The sequence below is a fragment of the Haloplanus natans DSM 17983 genome (genome assembly GCF_000427685.1).
Lineage (GTDB): Archaea > Halobacteriota > Halobacteria > Halobacteriales > Haloferacaceae > Haloplanus > Haloplanus natans.
On the sequence record NZ_KE386573.1, the window covers coordinates 216207 to 236035 of the forward strand.

Annotated in this window: 24 protein-coding genes, 1 tRNA gene and 1 pseudogene; 22 read left to right on the plus strand and 4 right to left on the minus strand. The window is 68.5% G+C overall.

The window, feature by feature from the left end; genetic code table 11:
• Nucleotides 1-47 precede the first annotated feature (47 nt).
• The 9 genes from HALNA_RS03450 (at nt 48) to HALNA_RS03490 (ending at nt 6296) form a co-directional block, all read left to right on the plus strand.
• Nucleotides 48-1871 carry an aldehyde ferredoxin oxidoreductase family protein gene (locus tag HALNA_RS03450; protein WP_049934991.1) on the plus strand — a complete coding sequence of 608 codons (1824 nt, stop codon included), beginning with the start codon at nt 48-50 and terminating at the stop codon, nt 1869-1871.
• Complete coding sequence (locus HALNA_RS03455; protein WP_049934992.1) at nt 1868-2047, plus strand: hypothetical protein; 180 nt, start codon at nt 1868-1870, stop codon at nt 2045-2047. Before HALNA_RS03450 ends, HALNA_RS03455 begins: the two co-directional genes overlap by 4 nt.
• Before the next feature lie 157 nt (nt 2048-2204).
• Nucleotides 2205-2591, plus strand: coding sequence for a hypothetical protein (locus HALNA_RS03460; RefSeq protein WP_049934993.1), 387 nt, complete (start codon nt 2205-2207; stop codon nt 2589-2591).
• A gap of 47 nt (nt 2592-2638) precedes the next feature.
• The gene (locus tag HALNA_RS03465) at nt 2639-2923 is read left to right on the plus strand and encodes a ubiquitin-like small modifier protein 1 (protein ID WP_049934994.1); all 285 of its coding nucleotides are present in this window, start codon (nt 2639-2641) and stop codon (nt 2921-2923) included.
• Entirely contained in the window at nt 2920-3192 is a 273-nt protein-coding gene (locus HALNA_RS03470; RefSeq protein ID WP_049934995.1) for a hypothetical protein, read from the plus strand. Before HALNA_RS03465 ends, HALNA_RS03470 begins: the two co-directional genes overlap by 4 nt.
• Before the next feature lie 11 nt (nt 3193-3203).
• Nucleotides 3204-3560, plus strand: coding sequence for a hypothetical protein (locus HALNA_RS03475; protein ID WP_211225988.1), 357 nt, complete (start codon nt 3204-3206; stop codon nt 3558-3560).
• A gap of 124 nt (nt 3561-3684) precedes the next feature.
• Nucleotides 3685-5175: a response regulator gene (locus HALNA_RS03480; protein WP_049934996.1), complete on the plus strand. Its 1491-nt coding sequence runs from the start codon at nt 3685-3687 to the stop codon at nt 5173-5175.
• Nucleotides 5176-5214: 39 nt separating this feature from the next.
• Nucleotides 5215-5961 carry an AzlC family ABC transporter permease gene (locus HALNA_RS03485; RefSeq protein ID WP_084509882.1) on the plus strand — a complete coding sequence of 249 codons (747 nt, stop codon included), beginning with the start codon at nt 5215-5217 and terminating at the stop codon, nt 5959-5961.
• A complete protein-coding gene (locus tag HALNA_RS03490; protein WP_049934997.1) occupies nt 5958-6296 on the plus strand; it encodes an AzlD domain-containing protein in 339 nt (112 codons plus the stop codon). Before HALNA_RS03485 ends, HALNA_RS03490 begins: the two co-directional genes overlap by 4 nt.
• A gap of 27 nt (nt 6297-6323) precedes the next feature.
• Here HALNA_RS03490 and aceA read toward each other — a convergent pair whose 3' ends face one another.
• Nucleotides 6324-7388, minus strand: a complete 1065-nt coding sequence (aceA, locus tag HALNA_RS03495; RefSeq protein ID WP_049934998.1) for an isocitrate lyase — start codon at nt 7386-7388, stop codon at nt 6324-6326.
• Nucleotides 7389-7643, minus strand: a complete 255-nt coding sequence (locus tag HALNA_RS03500; RefSeq protein ID WP_049934999.1) for a hypothetical protein — start codon at nt 7641-7643, stop codon at nt 7389-7391.
• A 218-nt stretch (nt 7644-7861) separates the two neighbouring features.
• Between HALNA_RS03500 and HALNA_RS03505 the strand changes: the two genes are divergently transcribed.
• The 13 genes and pseudogenes from HALNA_RS03505 (at nt 7862) to HALNA_RS03565 (ending at nt 18916) form a co-directional block, all read left to right on the plus strand.
• Nucleotides 7862-8812, plus strand: a complete 951-nt coding sequence (locus HALNA_RS03505; protein WP_049935000.1) for an ABC transporter ATP-binding protein — start codon at nt 7862-7864, stop codon at nt 8810-8812.
• Entirely contained in the window at nt 8809-9576 is a 768-nt protein-coding gene (locus tag HALNA_RS03510; protein ID WP_049935001.1) for an ABC transporter permease, read from the plus strand. Before HALNA_RS03505 ends, HALNA_RS03510 begins: the two co-directional genes overlap by 4 nt.
• 76 nt (nt 9577-9652) lie before the next feature.
• A complete protein-coding gene (locus HALNA_RS03515; protein WP_049935002.1) occupies nt 9653-10552 on the plus strand; it encodes a S49 family peptidase in 900 nt (299 codons plus the stop codon).
• On the plus strand, nt 10539-11558 hold the full coding sequence (locus HALNA_RS03520; RefSeq protein ID WP_049935003.1) for a DUF4350 domain-containing protein: 1020 nt from the start codon (nt 10539-10541) through the stop codon (nt 11556-11558). The genes HALNA_RS03515 and HALNA_RS03520 overlap by 14 nt, the downstream gene beginning before the upstream one ends.
• 132 nt (nt 11559-11690) lie before the next feature.
• The gene (locus HALNA_RS03525) at nt 11691-13349 is read left to right on the plus strand and encodes an ABC transporter substrate-binding protein (RefSeq protein WP_084509883.1); all 1659 of its coding nucleotides are present in this window, start codon (nt 11691-11693) and stop codon (nt 13347-13349) included.
• 3 nt (nt 13350-13352) lie between these two features.
• Nucleotides 13353-14300 carry an ABC transporter permease gene (locus HALNA_RS03530; protein WP_049935005.1) on the plus strand — a complete coding sequence of 316 codons (948 nt, stop codon included), beginning with the start codon at nt 13353-13355 and terminating at the stop codon, nt 14298-14300.
• A 2-nt stretch (nt 14301-14302) separates the two neighbouring features.
• Nucleotides 14303-15310 carry an ABC transporter permease gene (locus HALNA_RS03535; protein ID WP_049935006.1) on the plus strand — a complete coding sequence of 336 codons (1008 nt, stop codon included), beginning with the start codon at nt 14303-14305 and terminating at the stop codon, nt 15308-15310.
• Nucleotides 15310-16323, plus strand: a complete 1014-nt coding sequence (locus tag HALNA_RS03540; RefSeq protein WP_049935007.1) for an ABC transporter ATP-binding protein — start codon at nt 15310-15312, stop codon at nt 16321-16323. Before HALNA_RS03535 ends, HALNA_RS03540 begins: the two co-directional genes overlap by 1 nt.
• Nucleotides 16320-17291 (plus strand): annotated as a pseudogene (locus tag HALNA_RS03545) (ABC transporter ATP-binding protein); the annotation flags it as partial. The gene HALNA_RS03540 and the pseudogene HALNA_RS03545, both read left to right, overlap by 4 nt.
• A gap of 44 nt (nt 17292-17335) precedes the next feature.
• Complete coding sequence (locus tag HALNA_RS03550; RefSeq protein WP_049935009.1) at nt 17336-17857, plus strand: hypothetical protein; 522 nt, start codon at nt 17336-17338, stop codon at nt 17855-17857.
• A gap of 29 nt (nt 17858-17886) precedes the next feature.
• Nucleotides 17887-18477, plus strand: a complete 591-nt coding sequence (gene trmY / locus HALNA_RS03555) for a tRNA (pseudouridine(54)-N(1))-methyltransferase TrmY (protein ID WP_049935010.1) — start codon at nt 17887-17889, stop codon at nt 18475-18477.
• 50 nt (nt 18478-18527) lie between these two features.
• Nucleotides 18528-18600, plus strand: a tRNA-Pro gene (locus tag HALNA_RS03560).
• 64 nt (nt 18601-18664) lie between these two features.
• Nucleotides 18665-18916 carry a hypothetical protein gene (locus HALNA_RS03565; protein WP_157573432.1) on the plus strand — a complete coding sequence of 84 codons (252 nt, stop codon included), beginning with the start codon at nt 18665-18667 and terminating at the stop codon, nt 18914-18916.
• Here the strand turns inward: HALNA_RS03565 and HALNA_RS03570 are convergent.
• Nucleotides 18880-19287 carry a PIN domain-containing protein gene (locus HALNA_RS03570; RefSeq protein ID WP_049935012.1) on the minus strand — a complete coding sequence of 136 codons (408 nt, stop codon included), beginning with the start codon at nt 19285-19287 and terminating at the stop codon, nt 18880-18882. The genes HALNA_RS03565 and HALNA_RS03570 overlap by 37 nt on opposite strands.
• The gene (locus tag HALNA_RS03575) at nt 19284-19523 is read right to left on the minus strand and encodes a hypothetical protein (RefSeq protein WP_049935013.1); all 240 of its coding nucleotides are present in this window, start codon (nt 19521-19523) and stop codon (nt 19284-19286) included. The genes HALNA_RS03570 and HALNA_RS03575 overlap by 4 nt, the downstream gene beginning before the upstream one ends.
• Nucleotides 19524-19829 lie beyond the last annotated feature (306 nt).

The following is a 19829-nucleotide window of genomic DNA, read 5'->3' on the forward strand; positions in this document are numbered from 1 at the left end:
TCGGGACGATGATAACGCTTAACACCGTTTCCCGATTACGTGGGTCGATGTCATCGCCCGGACGGCGCGACGTGATTCGGGTCGACCTTTCGGCGGGCACCGTCGTCCGCGAACGCGTCCCCGACGACTGGCGACGTGACTTTCTGGGGGGCAAGGGCCTCGGCGCCCGCTACCTCTACGACGAGCTCGACGCGGGGATCGACCCGCTCGGCCCCGACAACCGCCTCGCCTTCTTCGTCGGGCCGCTCTCGGGCTATCTCCCCGCCGAGTCGCGCTACGCCGCCGTCACCAAATCGCCGCTGACCGGCGCCTTCCTCGATTCCTACAGCGGCGGCTCCTTCGCGGACGCCCTCGCCGTCGCGCTCCCCGACGCGTTCGGCCTGCTCGTCCAGGGGGCGGCCGACGAACCGGTGCGACTCACCGTCGCGGACGGCGAGGCGGCGCTCCGGCCGGCGGACGATCTGTGGGGGGCCGACGCGGCCGCCGTCGACGACGCCCTCGACGGGGCCGTCGCCTGTATCGGCCCCGCCGGCGAGAACGAGGTGGCGTACGCGACGATCGCTTCCGACGGCGGCGACCACCACGCCGGCCGGGGCGGCGCCGGGGCCGTGATGGGCGCCAAGCGGCTGAAAGCCGTCGTCGTCCACGGCGACTCGCCCGAACCGACGCCGGAACTCGCCGAACTCCGGCAGCGGTACGACGACGCCTACCGCGACGACGACACCGGCCGCTGGCAGGCCGCCGGCGAGACGGTCGAGAGCGTCGACTTCGCCAACGAGGTTGGCGTCCTTTCCACCCGCGGCTGGCAGGCCGGCACGTTCGACGACGCCGCCGATATCGGCGTCGAGGCGGTTCGCGAGGCGTCGACGGGCCGGGAGAACGAGAGCGACGCGGTGCCCGGCGGCTTCCGTGTCGAGGCCGCGGACGGCGAGTCGGAGTCGGTGCCACGGGGCGGCGCCCTCATGTCGCTCGGCGCCGGCCTCGGGGTCGACGACTTCGACGACGTGGCCCGTCTCGGAGCCACCTGTGATCTGCTGGGGATGGACGCCATCAGCGCCGGCAACGCCGTCGCGTGGGCGATGCGGGCGGCGGACGCCGACGCTGTCGACTTCGAGGTCGCTGACCTCGCGTTCGGCGACGCCGACGCCGCCGAGGCGTTGCTGACGGCCATCGCCGCCCGCTCGACGACCCTCGGCGATACGCTCGCCGACGGCGTCGACGCCGCCCGCGAGCGCTACGGCGCCGGGACGGTGCCGACGGTGAAGTCGATGGAGCTTCCGGCCTACGATCCCCGCGGCGCCGCGGGGATGGCGCTCGCGTACGCCACCAGCGACCGTGGCGGCTGTCACCGCCGCGCCCGGCCGGTCGAGCGCGAGGCGTTCGCCCGCGACGAGTGGACGACCGCCGACCGCGTCGCTACCGTCGTGGGCGCACAGAACGTCCGCTCGACGCTCTGGAGCCTCGTCGTCGACGACTTCGCCGGCGAGACCATGTGGGAGGACCTCGGCGCCGAGTGGCTGTCGGCCGTCGGCCTCGACTACGACCGCGACTCGCTGGCGACGCTCGGCGAACGCGTCTGGACGCTCGTCCGCCTGTTCAACGTCCGCGAGGGCTTTGCCCGCGCGGACGACTCCCTGCCCGAACTGTTCGAAGACCCGCTCCCCGACGGCCCGGCCGCCGGCCGCACCGTCGACCGCGAGGCGTTCGATGCCATGCTCGACGCCTACTACGCCGCCCGTGGCTGGTCGCCCGACGGCCGCCCCACGGCCGAGACGGTCGATCGGCTTGGGCTCACCGCGGTCGTCGACGACCAAACGCCACTCGGCGCGGCGGCCGCCCGGACCGATTCCGACTCCGACCACACTCCGTGACCGACCGCGACACGCCCGCTTCGAACCCTTCGCGCCCCCACGACTGTTACCGGTGTGGCGCGACCATCGATCCCGGTCACGTCTACGGCGCCCTCGATCTGCTCGACGCCGACGGCGACCTGCGGGTGCTGCTCTGTCGCTCCTGTTCGGCCGAGTTGCGCGCGTTTCTGGACTGATACGGTTTATCGCCCGTCAGTACCGGTGGTTCGCCGGACTGTCTCGACGAACCAGTGTACACGGTTACGATACTCCGTACGAGACGGATCGCCGTGTCCGGGACGGCGATCCGTCACAGTGCGGGACCCTTTTACCCCTCGCGGGCTACCGGATCGTATGGACGAGTTCGACCTCGGCGTTCCCACGCAGATTCTGGAATCGCTCCCCGACGAGGACGAGGCGGCCCGGCAGGATATGCAGCGAGCTGTCGCCGGCCTCGAAGCGCGGCTGAACGAGGGCGTCGCCGCCGCGGACGACGAACGCGAGGCGGCCCAGACCGTCGTCGGCGCGCTCGAACGCCTCGAAGACCAGCTCGAACAGTACGACGAGTTCGTCCCCGAACTCCGGGCGTGGGGACAGTCGCCCATCTACGCCATCGCGTGGCGCAACCTGCAGGCGGACCTCATCATGCAGATCCAGGAGGTCGGCTGGGTCGCCGAGCGCATCGATCAGGAGCGCAACTACCGGACCGTCGAGGACGGCATCCGACTCCGCGATCGGTAGGGTGCGCTGTCGCGTTCCTTTTTACGCTCGCGCTCCGAACGGGTGGCATGGATCTGCAACTACGATTTTTCGCGACGTTCCGCGAAGCAGTCGGCCAGAAGACCCTCGATCACGAGTTCGAGGACGGTGCGACCGTCGGGGAAATCCTCCGCACCCTCGAATCGAAGTACGACGGGCTCGAAGGACAACTGCTCGACGACCAGGGCGATCTGCAGCCGAATCTAAATATCCTGAAAAACGGTCGGGAAGTACTGCATATGGACGGAACCGAGACGGTGATGGCGGACGGGGACACGCTGTCCATCTTCCCGCCGGTGGCTGGAGGGGCATGACGGCCGACGAGTGGGTCCACCGGGAACGCTCCTTTCGCGGTATCTCCACGCGGCTGGCGGTCAAGTATCTCGAAACCCTCGGTGCCGAGCGAGTCGACGACGACCGGGTCGAAGCCGAGGACTGGGCGGCCGACCTCGCCGAGCAGACGGTGACCGTCGGTCCGTCGGTGTCGCTGACGCAGGTCGATCTGGTCTTCGAGGGCGACCCCGAGACCCTCGACCCGCTCATCGAACGGTTCGCCCGGAAGGCGATGCGCGCCGGGGGCTGATCGTGTCCGGCGTGCCGAACTCACCGATCGACGGTCAGGTGTTCATGCTCGCCGCCGCGAAGGCGAGTGTCGACCCACAGACGCTCACGGAGCTTCTGGGACGCACCCAGGATCATCTCGACGGCCGACGCGACACCTACCGCCGCGAGTTCGAGCGCGTCGCCGAGAGCGACGGCCGCGAGGTGTTTCTCGTCCCGACGGGGCACTGGGAAACCATCGGCGACCGACTCGGGTTCAGCGAGCGCGAACGGAAGGCGGTCGCGCGAACCCACGCGGAACAGCTCCGGCGACTCGGCTCCGAGGCCGGCCGCGACGAGGAGTTCGAGACGGCCCTGGAGATTCGCGAAGCCGTCGTCATCGGCGGCTGATACGGCCGACGGTCCGTCCGATCGTGGGCGACGAACCGGTCCTCGCCGGCCGCCACGCCCCGCCATTTTCAGGCGTGAGAACTGTCCCCAAACGATATTACCCCGCCCTCGAAAGCGCCCGGTGATGGACGGCTCCGAGTCGGGCAGTATTCGCGTGCTTCACGTCGACGACGACCCCCAGTTCTCGGAGTTGACCGCCGCGTTTCTCGGGCGGACGGACGACCGACTGCGCGTCGAGGTGGCGTCGCGCGCCGACGAGGCGCTGGATCGGATCGACGACCGCTCGCCGGACTGCATCGTCTCCGACTACAACATGCCCGGGATGGACGGCATCGAGTTTCTGCGTGCCGTCCGCGACCGATGGCCACAGCGGCCGTTCGTCCTCTTTACCGGCAAAGGAAGCGAGGACGTAGCGAGCGAGGCCATCTCCGCCGGCGTCACCGACTACCTCCAGAAAGGGTCGGGAACGGAGCAGTACGAACTGCTGGCAAACCGGATTACCAACGCCGTCGACGCTCGGCGCGACGCCCGCCGGGCCGCCAGACAGGACGAACTGATGCGGCTCACCGAGTTCGCGGGCGACACCGGCGGCTGGCAACTAGATCCGGCGAGCGACGCCCTCCTGCTCACGGACGGGACACGACGGCTTCTCGACCATCCCGAAGCGGACGAGTTCTCGCTGGACGACGCGCTCGATTTCTACCACCCCGACGACCGGGACGACGTTCGGGCGGCGCTCGACCGGGCCCTCGACTCGGGGACGGAGACCCGAGGGACGTGGCGGGTCCGAACCGCCGAGGGACACGAACGCCTCGTCGACGTAACCATCATCCCCGTCTCGGACGACGGCGACGAGGTGTCACTGCTCCGTGGCTCGGTGCATGACATCACGGAGCGCCGCGAACGCGAGCAACGGTTCCGGGCGTTCGTCGAGCGATCCACCGACGTCATCTCCGTCGTCGATGCGGACGGTCGATTCACGTACCAGAGCCCGTCGCTCGAACGCGTTCTGGGGTACGATCCCGAGGAGACGCTCGGCGACCTGGCGTTCGAGTACATGCATCCGGACGACCGTACGGCCATCGCCGAGCAGTTCGAGCGGTTGGTCGCCGAGACGGACGCTACGCCGGTGCTGGAGTACCGCGCCCGCCACGCCGACGGGTCGTGGCGCTGGATCGAAGCCCGCGGCAACAACCAACTGTCGAACCCCGCCGTCCAGGGCTACGTCGTCAACAGCCGCGACATCACCGACCGAAAGGAGCGCGAGGAAGAACTCGGGCGGATCGGGGCCAGATACCGGGCCCTCGTCGAGAACGTGCCCGCCGTCTTCCTCCTGTTCGACGAGACGCTTCGATACCGGGTCGCCGGCGGCACCGACCTCGCCGACCTCCATCACACACCGTCGGAGATTGAGGGTTCGACGTCCCACGACCTGTTTCCGGCGGCGGTCGCGGACGAGGTCACGGCCGCCTACCGCGCGGCGCTCGACGGTATCCCGCAAACGTTCGAACGAACACACGGCGGCCGGCAGTATCGCGTTCGGACGGTTCCGGTCCGCGACGACGACGGCGCCGTCGTCTCGGGGCTCGACATCTCACGGCGCGTCTCCAAGTGAGAGGATGTCGGTCCGCGGTCATCTGCCGACCGACGCGCGATGGTGACGATCCGCGGACATCGAACCGAAACGCCGTTGGGCGATCGCTGCGGACGGCTACCCGTGCTTCCCGACGACCTCCTCGCCGGTGTCCGGGCGACGCTGCCGCTCCTCCTCGGCCTGGTTCCGTTCGGCCTCGTCGCCGGCATCGCCGCGGTAAACGCCGGGCTCTCGCCCGCACAGGCCGTTGGCCTGTCGACCATCGTCTTCGCCGGCGCCGCACAGCTCGCCGCCATCGATCTGCTCGGTCGCGACGCCTCGCTCGCCGTCGTCGTCCTCACCGCCGTCGTCATCAATCTCCGGATGATGATGTACTCCGCATCCATCGCCCCCTACTTCGAGTCGTTCCGTCGTCGGTGGGCCGTGGTGTCTTCTTACCTGCTGACGGACATGTCCTACGCCCTCGCGATAACCGAGTTCCGGAACGACTCGGAGACCGACAGACGGTGGTACTACCTCGGTGCCGCGGTGGCCATGTACGTCGTCTGGCAGGTGGCGACTGCCGTCGGCGCCCTCCTCGGGACGGGTGTGCCGTCGGAGTGGGAGGTCGGTTTCGCCGTCCCGCTGGTCTTTCTCTCCCTTCTCGTCTCGGACGTGTCGGATCGGCCGCGATTGGTCGCCGCCGTCGTCGGCGGGGGAGTCGCCGTCCTTGGGGGTGCGTGGCCGCTGAACCTCGGCCTCGTCGGTGGGGCGCTCGCGGGCGTCGCTGCCGGTGCCGCCGTCGACAACTGGGGGCGTGACGCGTGACGACGACGTACGGCCCGCTCGCCATCTGGGCGGTCGTTCTCGTCGTCGGCGCCGCCACCTTCGCCATCCGGTACTCCTTCGTCTACCTGTTCGGCCGGATCGACGGGGTGCCACCGCGGGTCGAAGCGGCGCTTCGGTTCGTCCCCGCGGCGGTGCTGGCGGCGCTCGTCGCGCCCGCGATGATCGATCCGGGGCCGACGCTCGTGGCGACGGTACTCGACGACCGCTTCGTCGCCGGTGCGCTCGCGGCCGTCGTGGCGTGGTACACCGACAACATGTTCGCTACGATCGTCGTCGGGTTGGGTGCGCTGTGGGCGGCGGGCACGGTGGTATAAAAACGGGGACGACGGTCAGCGATCCGATCAGTCGTCGTCGTTCGTCGGCGCCGTCTCGGTCTCCTCCGAGGAGGAGATGGGGTCGCTCTCGTCTTCGCTGAAGCCCGCGGAGGACTCCATCCGTCGCTTCGCCTCGGGGTCGAACTGCGCCTCGATGTCCTGGTACTTGCCCACGAAGGAGAGTTCGTGGTGGCTCTCCGTCGGGTGTCCCAGGTAGCGATCCTCGAGGTCGAACTGTGCTTTCTCGTCGTCTTCGGCCAGGCGCTTGAAGTCCTCGTAGACGGCGTGGGCGCCCGAGTGGAGGCCGAAGAGGGTGATGAAGATGTACTTGTAGCCGAGGTCGCCGAGTTCGGCGAACGTCAGCGGGTCCTCCTCCTCGGACCACGCAAAGGAGGAGGAGTAGTTGAAGGCGAGGTCGAGATCCGGGTGGGTCTCGTGGATTGTCTCGGCGTAGTTGATCGCGTCCTCGCGGGAGGGGTCGGGCATCTCGGGCCAGACGAGGTCGACGCCGGCGTCGGCGTAGATGCGCCCGCGTTCGAGGTGTTCCTCCCAGTCGCCGTTGGCGGAGCCGTAAGCGTCGGTGCGGGCGATGATCACGGTGTCGTCGCACTGCTTGGCGTCGACGGCGGCGCTGAACCGCGCCTTCGCGTCCTCGCGGGAGACGATCTGTTTGCCCGCGATGTGGCCACAGCGTTTGGGCGTCGTCTGGTCCTCGATGTGGACCGCGGCGACGCCGGCCTTCTCGTACTCGCGGACCGCCCGGCGGACGTTGTGGATGCCACCGTAGCCGGTGTCGCAGTCGGCGATCACCGGGAGCGTGGTGGCCTCCGCGATGCGCTTTGCGTTCTCGACCATCTCGGTCATCGTCACCATCTCCAGGTCGGGGAAGCCGAACTGGCCGAGGACGGTCGAGTAGCCGCTCATGTAGACGGCGTCGTGACCCGTCATCTCCGCCAGCCGGGCGTCGAGGGCGTGGTAGAGGCCGGGCGCGAACACGAACTGCTGGTCGGCCAGTTGCTCGCGGAACTGTTCGGCTGCGGGGTTGTCGATGTCTCTGGTGACCGTGTCGGTGTCGAGGTCTTCGGGCGTCATTTAGGTGTCCGTGGTGTCGTCGGTTCGGGAGCGATCCGGGCGGCCGAGATAGGGGACGACCGGCGCCTCCTGCGCCAGTTCGTCGTCGTACGCCTGTCGATCCGTAGAATCAGTCGGGGGCGTCCGCATCGTCGGACGTGGTCGACCCGTCCGTTCCCGGCCACCGTCCGTGCGGGGACCGTCCGCGCGGCCGATGTCGGGAACGAGGGGGGCTTGCTGTGCTAGTTCGTCGTCGCGTCGGGCCGTGGGTTCCATGATGTGGGTTGGGTGTCGGTGGTCGGTCGTCTGCCGGTTCGACTCGCCTCGAAGCGGTGATCGCGTACGTGCATTGCGTCCGACCGAATGCCCGGGGAGCTAATAAACTTAATGATCTATAATGATAATATTCGTTAATCATCCTTAATTGTGGCGTGGTACCGATCCACGAACGCACTTCACGGGGCTTAATTCCGTCCGGCGCCGATATCGGTCAGATGGTAGCCGCGATAGAGACCGACGACCTCAGGAAGGAGTACGGCGACGTGACGGCGCTGGACGGCGTCTCGCTGACCGTGCCCGAAGGGAGCTTCTTCGGGCTGCTCGGCCCGAACGGCGCCGGCAAGACGACGTTCATCAACGTCCTCGTCGGCCTCGTCCGCAAGAGCGGGGGGACGGCCCGGGTGTTCGGCCACGACGTGGAAGCGGACTACTGCGCCGCGCGGGACTGCATCGGTCTCGCGCCCCAGGAGTTCAACGTCGACCGATTCTTTCCGATTCGCGAGGTGCTCGAACACAAGGCGGGCTATCACGGTATCCCCGCGAGCGAGGCACGGGAGCGGGCCGACGAGGTGCTCAAACAGGTCGGTATCTACGAGAAACGCGACACGCGCTTCGACTGGCTCTCCGGCGGTATGAAGCGCCGCTTCCTCATCGCGCGGGCGCTGGTCACCGATCCGGACCTGCTCATCCTCGACGAGCCGACCGCCGGCGTCGATGTCCAGCTCCGGCACGACCTCTGGGACCTCATCACCGACCTCAACGCGAACGGGACGACGATCCTCCTCACGACCCACTATATCGAGGAGGCCGAACGGCTCTGCGACGAGGTGGCGATTCTCGATTCGGGCCGCGTCGCCACGGTGAGCACACCCGACGACCTCATGGATCGTGGAACCGACCACATCACCGTCACCTTTCGCGAGCCGATCCGGTCGACACCGGATATCGCGGCCGGCAACGGACAGGTCGAGGCAGTCGAGGTGCAGGACGGCCGCCTCGTCGTCTCCGCGTCGCGGGGTGGCCTCGTCGCCCCCGAACTGGTGCGCGAACTCGACGACGCGGGCTACGAAATCGTCGACCTCGACGTGTCGCGCACGTCGCTCGAAGAGGTGTTCGTCGAGATGACCCGCACCGGCTCCGCGGTGGCCGACGGGGGGCAGTCGTGAGCCGGAGCACGGTCCAACTGAAGACGCTGGTGCGGCGGGAGATCCTCCGATTCGTCCGGCGTCCGTACAACACGTTCCTGCCGCCGATCATCACGAACACGCTCTACTTTGCCGTCTTCGGCGTCATCCTGGGGAGTCGGATCGGCTCCATCGCCGGCGTGAGCTACATCCAGTTCGTCCTGCCCGGCCTCGTCGTCCTCGGCGCTATCTCCGACGCCTTCGAGAACGCCTCCTTTTCGATCTTCCACGGTCGGTGGAACAACTACATCGACGCCGTCGTCGTCACGCCCATGTCGAATTTCAACATGGTCGCGTCGTACGTCCTCGCGAGCGCGACACGCGGCGTGCTCACGGCCCTGCTCATCGTGGGCGTCGGCCTGGTGTTCACCGCCGTCCCGCTCTCGCATCCCCTCTATCTCGTCGCTTTCATCCTCGTCATCACGACCCTCTTCGGGAGCCTCGGCATCGTCGGCGGCCTGTGGGCCGACGACTTCGATTACCTCACCGTGATGAACCAGTTCATCCTCCGTCCGCTGGTGTTTTTCGGCGCGGTGTTTTACTCGCTCGACATCCTGCCGCCGCTGTGGCGGAGCGTCTCCCTCCTGAACCCGATGGTGTACATGGTCAACGGCGTCCGCTACGGGATGATCGGCGTCTCCGAAATCGACCCGAACACGTCGCTTGCCGTGCTGTCCGCGGCGACTGCTGTCGTGCTTTTGGTCGACTATCTGCTGTTCAAGCGTGGCTACGGCCTCACCGAGTGAAGAGTTCCCAAGGTACAATCGGCGTTTTCGCCAAGCCAGCTTATTACGGGACGGCCCACCGACGCCAGGATGCACTATGTCGAACAGCCCCGACGGCTCGGGACTGACGCGGGTACAGTCGTACGCCCTCGTCGTCGCCGCGGCCGTCCTGTTGAGTGCGGTCCTCGCCCCGGTCGCCTACGACCGGGCGACGGCTCCGGACGGCACCGTCGCCGTCATCTCCGTCGAGGGATTCATCTCCTCCAACTCCGTCACGTCGGTGCAGGAGGACCTCCGTGAGGCCCGCGAGAACGAATCGATCGACGCGGTCGTCCTGAACGTCGACAGCCCCGGCGGGTCGGCGGCCGCGAGCGAACAGCTCTACCTCTCCGTCCAGCGCACCGCGCAGGTGATGCCCGTGGTCGCGAGCGTCAAATCCACGGGCGCGTCCGGCGCGTACTACGCGATGCTCCCCGCGCGTGACATCTACGTCACCCCGGCATCCATCGTCGGGAGCGTCGGCGTCCGCGGTGCTGCGCCCGGCCCCTCGCTCCCCGGCGAGATCAAGAGCGGCCCGGATAAGGCCAGCGCGACGGCCGACCAGCGCCGCGCACAGATCGAGACGCTCAAAAACGCGTTCGTCGGCACCGTCATGAAACACCGGGGCGACGAACTCTCGCTCTCGCGCACCGAAGTCGCGCACGCGAAAGTGTACACCGGCGCCCGTGCCGTCGAAAACGGCATGGCCGACCGGATCGGTTCGACGCCCGAAGCCATCGAACGCGCCGCCTCCGCGGCCGGCCTCGAGGACTACGACGTCGTCCGCAAGGAACCGCCCCGGCTCGGCGGACTCTTCCTCCTCAGCACCGAGGACGGCGGCGCAGTCGTCGTTGAGGAGAGCCCCGCCGGCTACGACGCCGTCGACACCCCGACGTTCCTGATGGTGTACGGCGACGTGCAGACCCAAGACGAGGTGATCGGCAATGTCAGCGCCTAACTCCAGACTCGCAGTCGTCTTCGTCGTCATCGTCGCAGCCATCGTCGGCGGCGCGGCCGTCGCCCCGTACGCCCTCGGTTCGAGCGACGACAGCGCCGACCCCCCCGCGGTCGAGAACCAGCAGTTCCAGCCCGGGACGATCCTCCCCGACGAGACGCCCGAAAAGGGCAAGATTACGATGGAGAGCGACGCGTCCGGCAAGACGGTCCTCGTCGACGTGGGCCACCAGAACGGCGTCACGGAGAGGGAGCTCGAACCCCTGGTGTCGACGCTCGTCGAGAACGGCCACCAGGTCCGGTTCTATCGCGGCCAGCGGGCGAGTCTCAACGAGTCGCTCCGCTCGGCCGACGCCTTCATCGTCGCCAGCCCCCGACAGCGCTTCACGAACGACGAACTCGCCGGCGTCGAGGCCTTCACCGACGCCGGCGGGCGGGTGCTCGTGATGGGTGACCCGGCGTCGATCCGGATCTCCGGTGGCATCCTGTTCGGCCTCGGCGGCCTCCAGCCCACCGGCCCACGGACGACGGCGCTCGGCTCGACCTACGGCGTCACCTACGGCTCGGGCTATCTCTACAACATGGAGACGAACGACAACAACTACAAGAGCATCTTCGCCGAATCGGCGTCGAGCGGCGGTCTCGCGGCCGGCGTCGACCGCGTCGTGATGCGTGAAGCCGCGCCCATCCGGACGGCCGACGCGACGCGCGTCCTCGTCGGTACGGACGGCACGCACCTATCGAAGACCCGTGACTCCGGCCAGTACGCCGTCCTCGCCCGCAGCGGCAACGTCTCCGCCGTCGGTGATACGGACTTCGTCAGCCGCGAAAACGCCTACGACGCCGACAACGAGGTACTGATCGGTAACCTCGCCGACTTCCTCGTCGACGGCGAGAAGGAACCGGGCGCGCCGACGCCGCCCGGCGCGGACCGGCCCCAGCGACCCCCGACCGGCGGGAGTGGCGGGGTGCCCACCCAGCCACCGAGGCCGACGCCGGTGCCCGCCTGACCGGTCCGTAGTCACCCCCGTTCGGCGATACACGGGGACGACACCCCCCACGTCCGCCGTCGGTCTCGGTCCCCGAAGTGTTCCTCCAACCGTAGCATATTTCGGCGTCGCCCGTCGGACTGGTAGTATACTATGCCATCGCTCCCCACATCTCGCCGCCGACTGCTGCGATGGGTGGGGGCGGCGAGCGCCGCCGGGGTCGCCGGCTGTGCCGGCGGCTCGGACGCCGTCTCGGAACTCGTCGCGACGCTCGGCGCCGACGTGAGCACGTACGATCCGACGCTGGCGAACGACACCACGTCACAGAAAGCGTTCGGCCTCGTCTACGAACCTCTCGTCTCCGTCGACTTCGAGGGGTCCGTCCGTCCGACCCTCGCGACCGCCCTCGACCGGCGGGACGACCTCACTTGGCGTCTCTCCCTCCGCGAGGGTGTTACCTTCCACGACGGCAGCGACTTCACCGCCGCCGACGTGCAGGCGACGTTCGAGCGCTACGAGGGCACGCCCCGCGAGTCCGACGTGTACCTCTGGTACGACGACTCGACGATCCGCGACGACTACACGCTCGACGTGACGCTCTCGGAGCCGTACGCCCCGTTTCGACTCACCCTCGGCGGCATCCCCATCGTCCCCGAGGCGGCGGCGAACGGTGGGCTCGACCTCTCTACCGGCCCCGTCGGGACCGGCCCTTACGCCTTCGACACCCACGAACCCGACCGGCTCTACCGGCTCGTCCGCGCGGACGACCACTGGTACGAGGGCGGGGAGCTTGGCGACCTCTCGGGGAACGGCACCGTCGACGCCGGCGAGGTGCCCGCCGACCCACCCATCGAGACGGTCACGTTCCGCATCATCGTCGAACAGTCCTCGCAGCTGGCGGCTCTGCAGGGTGGCGACATCGACCTCGCCAACAACCCACCGGCCGACGCCGTGTCCGACCTCCGCGACGACGACACCATCACGGTCACCGACCACCTCGCCGGCGGCTTCGATATGCTCGTCTTCCCGCTCGCCACGCCCCCCTTCTCGAACCGCGACGTTCGCGAGGGCATCGCACGGTCGATCCCCCGGGAGGAGATCATCGAATCGGTGTACGGCGGCATCGGCCAGCCCGCCTACGCCCCCGTCTCCCCGCTGCTCGACGACTACACCTCGGAATCGTTTCTGGCCGAGATGGCCGAGGAGTACATGGGCCACGACCCCGAACGCGCCCGCGAACTGTTCGAGACTGGCTTCGCGACCCTCGACATCGAACCGCCGTACGAGACAGCTATCGTCACCAACCAGACGGCCGACCGGGTGCGCTGGGCACAGCTCGTCCGCGACGAGTTGAACGCCACCGACTTCTTCGACGTATCGATCGAGCAGTTCGAGTGGAACACCTACATCGAACGCGTGCTCTCGGGTGACTCCCACCAATCCGAGGAGATGATGGCGCTCGGCTGGTCCGGCGGCTGGGACCCCGACACCTACCTCCGCAACCTCTTTTACAGCGGGCAGGCGACTCCATCCTGCTGTAACGCCGCCCACTACGCGAACGACGAGGTGGATCGGCTGCTCGACGAGGCGCTCACCACCTACGACACCGCCGAGCGCCGCGACCACTACGAGCAGGCTCAGCGCCGCATCGTCGCCGACGCCCCCGTCGCGTTCGTCCGCTTCGGGACGCGCATCGAGGCGTTCCGATCCGACGCCGTCGAGGGCTTTCGAACCTACCCGCTCGACTCCGGCGAGTTCACCTCGATCTACGCCCCGTGGGCGGGTGCGTACACCGCGTCCGGAGGCGGGTAACCGGTGTCACTCCGTCGCTACGTCCTCCGGCGGACGCTACTCACCCTCCCGATCCTCCTCGGCGTCTCGGCGCTCACCTTCGGCCTCGTGAAGCTCCTGCCGGGGACACCGGTCGACTACGTCCTCCAGTTCCAGGAGGCGACGCCCGAGCTCCGGGCGTCGCTTCGCGCCCAGTACCACCTCGACGAACCGATCTGGAGACAGTACCTCCTGTGGCTGTCGGACGTGCTTCGCCTCGATTTCGGGGAGCGGGTGATCTCCGACCGGAGCGTGAGCGCCGCCATCGCCGAACGCCTGCCCGAGACGCTCGCCCTCGGGAGTATCGCCTTCCTCATCGCCCTGCTCGTCGGGATTCCGACAGGCGTCGTCGCCGCCGTCCGCCGTGGGACGTTCCTCGACGAGGGGAGCCGCGTCGTCGCCCTCGCTGGCATCGCCACGCCGAACTTCTGGCTCGGCCTCCTGCTCATCCTCGTTTTCGGCGTCCACCTCAACGTCGTTCCCGTCATCCCGCCGGTCGCCCCGCTGTTTGCCCCCGAATCGCTCGCCTTCCTCGTGCTCCCCGCGATCACCCTTGGCACCGCCTCGGCCGCCCTCTTCACCCGGCTCACCCGCTCGGCGGTCACCGAACAGCTTCGCAAGGAGTACGTCCGCGCCGCCCGCGCGAAGGGGTTGCCCGAACGGACCGTGATCGTCAAACACGTCCTCCGGAACTCGCTCATCTCCGTCGTCACCGTCGCCGCCGTCCAGGTCGCCTTTCTCGTCGACGGCGCCGTCGTCGTCGAGCGGGTGTTCTCCTGGCCTGGCCTCGGCCGCCTCCTCGTCCGTGCGATCCTCCAGCGCGACTTCCCCGTCGTGCAGGCGGTGGTGTTGCTCGTCGCTACGGCAGTCGTCGTCGCCAACCTGCTCGCGGACATCGTGTACGCGTGGCTCGACCCCCGCATCACCTACTAACCATGCCCCGAAACCCGCTCGACGGCCGTGGCCGCCTGCGAGTCCGGGGGTTCGCCGGCGACGCCGATAGCGCGACCGACGACGCGGGGCCGACCACCACCGCCACCGCCCGTCGGTCGCGCGCCTGGGACCGCTTCCGCCGTGACCGGGCCGCCCGTGCCGGTCTCGCCATCATCGCCGTCATGGCCCTGCTGGCGGTCTTCGCCCGACCCATCGAGATCGGTGGCGTCGTCGTCCAACCGATCGCGCTCGCGCCCTACGATCCCATGGCCTCCGGTGTCGCCCCCGCCTACCGTCCGCCTTCCCTTGCTCACCCCTTCGGCACCGACTGGGCCGGCCGAGACGTGTTCTCCCGCGTGCTCTACGGCGGCCGCTACAGCCTCTCCATCGGCGTCGTCGCTGTCTCCCTCGCGCTCGTCGTCGGCGTCCCCCTCGGCGCCGTCGCGGGCTACGTCGGCGGCTGGGTCGACGAAACGATCATGCGGCTGGTGGACGTGCTCTATGCCTTCCCCTTTCTCGTCCTCGCTATCGCCCTCGTCGCCGTCTTCGGTCAGGGCTTCTGGAAACTCGTCGGCGCCCTCGTCGCCGTCGGCTGGATCGGCTACGCCCGCCTCATCCGCGGCGAGGTGTTGAGCGTCGTCGAGCGCGACTACGTGCTCGCGGCGCGGGCAGTCGGCGCGGGTGACCGGCGCATCCTCGCTCGACACGTCGTCCCCAACGCTATCGCGCCCGTCGTCGTGCAGGCGACGCTCAACGTCGGCACCGTCGTCCTCTCGGCGGCGGCGCTTGGCTTCCTCGGCCTCGGCCTCCAGCCCGGGACCGCCGAGTGGGGCTCCATGCTCTCCGCCGGCCGTGACACCCTCGTCGGCGGCGAGTGGTGGGTCACCGTTTTCCCCGGCCTCGCCATCTTCCTCTTTGTCCTCTCGATCAACCTCGTCGGCGACGGCGTTCGCGACGCGCTCGACCCCGACGCCGGGGCCGGAACCTACCGCTCCCGGGAGGCGCGCTAGTGGCGCTGCTCGAAGTCGAGGACCTCGACGTGCGTTTCTACACCGAGGGCGGCGTCGTGCAGGCGGTCGACGGCCTCTCCTACACCCTCGACCGTGGCGAACGCCTCGGCGTCGTCGGCGAGAGCGGCGCCGGCAAGACCGTCACCGCGCTCGCGCTTCTCGACTTGCTCGACGACCCCGGCCGCATCGAGAGCGGGTCGATCCGGTTCGACGGCGAGGAGGTCGTCGGCGCCCCGCCCGACCGCCTCCGTCGCCTCCGTGGCGGCCGGATCGGGCTGGTGTTTCAGGACCCCGAGACGGCGCTCGACCCGGTGTACACCGTCGGCGAACAGGTCGCCGAGGCGGTTCGCGTCCACACCGACCGCGACGGCGACGCCGCGGACGACCGCGCCGTTGCCCTGCTGGATCGGGTGGGGATTCCCGACCCCGCCGCTCGCGCGACCCAGTACCCCCACGAGTTCTCTGGCGGCATGGCCCAGCGGGCGGTCGTCGCCATCGCCCTCGCCGGCGACCCCGACCTCCTCGTCGCCGACGAACCCACCGCCGCGCTCGACGTGACGATCCAGGCCCAACTGCTCGATCTGTTCGACGACCTCGCGGCCGACGACCTCGCGGTCCAACTGATCACCCACGACCTCGGCGTCGTCGCCGAGTTCTGTGACCGCGCCCTCGTGATGTACGCCGGCCAGGCCGTCGAACGCGCGTCCGTCGACGACCTGTTTTACGACCCCAAACACCCCTACACCGCCGGCCTCCTGAGCGCGGTGCCGCGGATCGGCGACGACCGTGACCGGCTGCCCACCGTCCCCGGCACCACACCCGACCTCGCCTCGCCGCCCCCGGGCTGTCGGTTCCACCCCCGCTGTCCCTACGCCGAGGATGCGTGTACGAAACGCGACCCGCCGCTCGCCGACGACGGCGATGCCCACCGCGCCGCCTGCCTCGCCTACGTCGACGACGCCGACTTCGAGGGCGAACTCGACTTCTACGTCGAAACGGAGGGCGAGTCGTGACCGATCCGCTCGTCAGCGCCGAGGGCCTCGTCAAACGGTACCCGACCGAAGAATCCTTCCTCGCGCGCCTGCTCGGCCGGCGCCGGTGGGTGCACGCCGTCGACGGCGTGGACCTCCGGATTCGACCGGGCGAGACGCTGGCGCTCGTCGGCGAATCCGGCTGTGGCAAGAGCACGCTCGGCCGTGCCTTGGTCCACCTGGAGGAACCCACCGCCGGCACCGTCCGCCACCGCGGCGACGACCTCTCGGCCCTGTCGGCGGCCGACCTGCGGGACCGCCGGCGCGACCTCCAGTACGTCTTCCAGAATCCGACTGCCAGCCTCGATCCTCGATTCACCGTCGGCGATGCGGTTCGGGAGGCCCTCGATGTCCACGACATCGGCCCGGTCGGCGAGCGTGACCGCCGCGTCGTTTCCCTGCTGGAGACGGTCGGTCTCCGCCCCGCCCATGCCGCCCGCTACCCGCGCGAACTCTCCGGCGGCCAGCGCCAGCGCGTCGGCATCGCCCGCGCCCTCGCCGTCGACCCCGAGTTCGTCGTCTGTGACGAACCCGTCAGCGCCCTCGACGTGAGCGTGCAGGCGGGCGTGCTCAACCTCCTGTCCGACCTCCAGGACGAGTTCGGTCTCACCTACCTGCTCGTCGCCCACGACCTCTCGGTCGTCGGGCATCTCGCCGACCGGGTGGCGGTGATGTATCTCGGCGAACTCGTCGAAGTCGGGACCGTCGAGGACGTGTTCTCGCCGCCGTACCACCCCTACACCTACTCGCTGCTCTCGGCGGTCCCCGAACCCGACCCGCGGTGGGAGGGCGACCGAGTCGTCCTCGACGGCGCCGTCCCCTCCGCCACCGACCCGCCCGATGGCTGCAAGTTCCACACCCGCTGTCCGATCGCACAGGCCGACTGCGGCGAGTGGGACGCCCACCCCGATCTGGAGGCGGTCGACGGCGACGCCGACCACGCCATCGCCTGTCCGTACCACGACCGACTGGACGCGGAACTGGCGGCCGACCGATGACCCGACCGCCGCGCCGCGCCGAACGGGGCGACGCCCTCGCACGCGACGACCACCCGGGCACGCCGGTCCCGCGCCCGACGGCCACCCGATCGTTCGACGCCGCGAAGGCGAGTCACGTGCTTCTCCCGCGATCGCTCCGCCGACGCGCCCTCGACGTCGACTGCACGACCGACCGCGCACGCTACGCCCCGGACGAGCCCATCCGCCTCCGCGTCACCGTCCGCAACCGACTCCCCCTCCCGCTTCGCCTGCGCACGACCGCCCCCGTCCCGTGGACGTGGTCGGTCAACGGCGTCGACCGTGCCTCCGAACGCGACGCGCTTCCCGACGACGACGGCACTCTCCGCCTCGCCGGACGCGAGACGAAGACGTTCGCGGCCGTCTGGTACCAGCGAATCCGCGTCGCGCCCGACGAGTGGGTCGCCGCCGACACTGGCGAGCACCGACTCGAAGGCCGCCTCCTCGTCCCCGATCCGTCGCCCCGTCTCGCCGCGTCGACGACGGTCCACATCGAATAGGCCAAGGCCGCCCGGCTCCCAGTCCCGCCATGCGCCAGTTCGTCGTCGTCGGTCACGACGCCCCCACGACCCCTGACTTCTCGCTCGACGACCTCGCCGGCGCCGCCGGCCGTCTCGACGTGCTCTGTCGGTGTGTCAACTCCGCCTTTTTCTTCTCACACGCCATTCGCGAGGACGTTCGCGTCCATCTCGTCCTCGCCGATACGTTCACGGTCACCTTCGAGGGGAGCGACCTCCGCCGGCTCAACCCCGACGAGCGGAGCACGGCCGCACTGATCCGCACGGCCCTCGACCGCCGCGACGACGCCATCGGTCACCAGCCGGTCGAATCCAGCCCCGGCGTCGCCATCCGCCGTCGGGGGTTCGAGGCGACGCCCGACGCCCTCGACGGGACGCTGATCCACCTCCACGAGGACGGCTCGCCGGTCGTCGACTACGATCCGCCGACCGATCCGGTGTTCGTTCTGTCCGATCACCACGACTTCACGGCCGACGAGCGCGAGCTGCTGGCCGACCGCGCCGACGCCCGCATCCGCCTCGGGCCGACGGCGCTCCACGCCGACCACGCCATCACCGTCGCGCACAACTACCTCGACACCGACGGATTCCGGTCGTACTGACCCGGCCGAATCACAACTGTTAAAGTCGCCGCTGGCGTTCGTTCGGGCGCGGGCCGGTGGGGTAGCTTGGTATCCTTCGGCCTTCGGGTGGCCGTAACCACGATTCAAATTCGTGCCGGCCCACTGGGTACATACCCGTTTTCCCGCATTTCCTGACAGGTAGCGCCCGCTCTACGGGGTGGTCCGCGTGAGCGTCGAGGACCCGGTCGACGTCTCTGTCGGCCTGGACATCGACGACAACTCCCTCCGAGCGGTCGTCACGAAGCGCCACGAACTCGATGTCGACGAACAGGTCGCGCTCCTGTGGGGCGGGTGGGCCGACCTCGAAACGTTCCTCGATCACTACCACGGGGAGGCCTCGCCGAAGGCGCAGCGCCGGGAGCGCGAAGGGGTGGCTGTGACTCAGTACGTGACGACGTCGAGTCCGTCGACGTCCTGAAAGTCCTTGTCGTTCGATATAACTGGCTCGCCAAGTGCGAGTCCGTGGGCTGCAACGAACGAATCTGCGCCATCGAGGTTCCGTAACCGATCCGAGACGCTGTGTTTCCCTCGAAGCGTCCCCGCCCGGCGCGCGATATGTTCGTCGACGTCCTCGACGGTCCGTGTATTGATGAGGTGTTCGTACCGCCGCTGAAGTTCCACAGGGACGCCGTCCTGTGTCGTATCATTTGCGAGGCCGTAGAGTATCTCCCAGATAACACTCGTCGGGAGACGTATCAGAACCGGCTCACCCTCGAACTCTCTTGCCAACGCGCGTGCATCAGGGTCCTGCGTCGCCAAGTCGCCGACGAAGTTCGTATCGAGTATCACGGAAGCTCCTCGTCCAGTTGCTCAAGATGCTCCTCGTCGTCGGCTTCCAGCTGCTCCTCGAATTCATCCGGGTCCCAGTGTTCGTCGGCTACCTCCGCCATCTCCTCAGCCCACTCGTACAGACTAAAATCTCGTCCCAGTCGCTCGGCCGTCTCACCGAGCGTTTCACCCGCTCGCTGTTTGCTCTTGAGATACGCGTGGTAGGACTCACTCACGCGAATCTGCTTCGTACCCATATCCGCTTGTTGACGCTGTCGACAAATTAAGCTGACGCCGACCGATCGGGTTGGCGATTGTCTACTTCTTCGTCTTGGCGCGAAGTAATCCGCCGGAAAATATAAAAACCCGCAAAAAGACGGGCGTATCCGGATGATTCCAAAAATTCTGGAACGACTGCACGGTTTGTAATCCTTCGAGCGGAATGAGCCGATGGGGGAGTCAAAGAGCGTGTGATCATGTGTGTGTTCCCTCGAATCCCCCCCTTCCATCACGTTCGAGGACGCTGACCGAGCCACTCGGACCGGCGAGCGACGGCGCTCGCG

What these genes read in the sequence shown, in the direction of transcription:
- HALNA_RS03450 (WP_049934991.1), top strand. Translation starts at nt 48, where the DNA reads ATGTCATCGCCCGGACGGCGCGACGTGATTCGGGTCGACCTTTCGGCG.
- HALNA_RS03460 (WP_049934993.1), top strand. Translation starts at nt 2,205, where the DNA reads ATGGACGAGTTCGACCTCGGCGTTCCCACGCAGATTCTGGAATCGCTC.
- HALNA_RS03465 (WP_049934994.1), top strand. Translation starts at nt 2,639, where the DNA reads ATGGATCTGCAACTACGATTTTTCGCGACGTTCCGCGAAGCAGTCGGC.
- HALNA_RS03470 (WP_049934995.1), top strand. Translation starts at nt 2,920, where the DNA reads ATGACGGCCGACGAGTGGGTCCACCGGGAACGCTCCTTTCGCGGTATC.
- HALNA_RS03480 (WP_049934996.1), top strand. Translation starts at nt 3,685, where the DNA reads ATGGACGGCTCCGAGTCGGGCAGTATTCGCGTGCTTCACGTCGACGAC.
- HALNA_RS03485 (WP_084509882.1), top strand. Translation starts at nt 5,215, where the DNA reads ATGGTGACGATCCGCGGACATCGAACCGAAACGCCGTTGGGCGATCGC.
- aceA (WP_049934998.1), bottom strand. Translation starts at nt 7,388, where the DNA reads ATGACGCCCGAAGACCTCGACACCGACACGGTCACCAGAGACATCGAC.
- HALNA_RS03500 (WP_049934999.1), bottom strand. Translation starts at nt 7,643, where the DNA reads ATGGAACCCACGGCCCGACGCGACGACGAACTAGCACAGCAAGCCCCC.
- HALNA_RS03505 (WP_049935000.1), top strand. Translation starts at nt 7,862, where the DNA reads ATGGTAGCCGCGATAGAGACCGACGACCTCAGGAAGGAGTACGGCGAC.
- HALNA_RS03515 (WP_049935002.1), top strand. Translation starts at nt 9,653, where the DNA reads ATGTCGAACAGCCCCGACGGCTCGGGACTGACGCGGGTACAGTCGTAC.
- HALNA_RS03520 (WP_049935003.1), top strand. Translation starts at nt 10,539, where the DNA reads ATGTCAGCGCCTAACTCCAGACTCGCAGTCGTCTTCGTCGTCATCGTC.
- HALNA_RS03525 (WP_084509883.1), top strand. Translation starts at nt 11,691, where the DNA reads ATGCCATCGCTCCCCACATCTCGCCGCCGACTGCTGCGATGGGTGGGG.
- HALNA_RS03535 (WP_049935006.1), top strand. Translation starts at nt 14,303, where the DNA reads ATGCCCCGAAACCCGCTCGACGGCCGTGGCCGCCTGCGAGTCCGGGGG.
- HALNA_RS03550 (WP_049935009.1), top strand. Translation starts at nt 17,336, where the DNA reads ATGACCCGACCGCCGCGCCGCGCCGAACGGGGCGACGCCCTCGCACGC.
- trmY (WP_049935010.1), top strand. Translation starts at nt 17,887, where the DNA reads ATGCGCCAGTTCGTCGTCGTCGGTCACGACGCCCCCACGACCCCTGAC.
- HALNA_RS03575 (WP_049935013.1), bottom strand. Translation starts at nt 19,523, where the DNA reads ATGGGTACGAAGCAGATTCGCGTGAGTGAGTCCTACCACGCGTATCTC.